This window comes from Cupriavidus sp. 05N40 (genome assembly GCF_056397305.1).
Map to the genome: position 1 here is coordinate 1 of NZ_JBFTND010000462.1, position 511 is coordinate 511.

1 protein-coding gene is annotated in these 511 nt (G+C 66.7%); it reads right to left on the bottom strand.

The window, feature by feature from the left end; translation table 11 throughout:
- Window positions 1-511 (bottom strand): IMP dehydrogenase (locus tag AC1DO7_RS41455; RefSeq protein ID WP_477117599.1); only part of this gene is annotated, 511 nt, incomplete at both ends.

A 511-nucleotide genomic window follows, 5' to 3' on the forward strand; every position in this document is an offset into this window, starting at 1 on the left:
GATTTTGCCGCCGATCACCTGGAGCTGCGGATAGTTCTGCTTGTCCCAGCGCACGCGGTCCAGCACGCCCTGGCTGTGGCCATGCGCGGTGTCGACCACGATCACGTCCACGCCGGCCTTGACCAGCAGGTCCACGCGCTCGTCATTGTCCGGGCCCACGCCGACCGCCGCGCCAACGCGCAGCTGGCCGCGGTCGTCCTTGCTGGCCAGCGGGTGCTCCACGGCCTTCTGGATGTCCTTCACGGTGATCAGGCCGCGCAGCTCGAAAGCCTGGTTGACCACCAGCACGCGCTCGAGGCGGTGGCGGTTCATCAGGCGCTTGGCGTCCTCCAGCGAGGCGTCCTCGCCCACCGTCACCAGCTTTTCGCGCGGCGTCATCTTGGCGCGCGCGGGGGCTTCCAGGTCTTCCTCGAAGCGCAGGTCGCGGTTGGTGATGATRCCGACCACGGTCTTGCCTTCCAGCACGGGGAAACCGGAAATACCGTGTTGATGTGACAGCGCAATCACATCC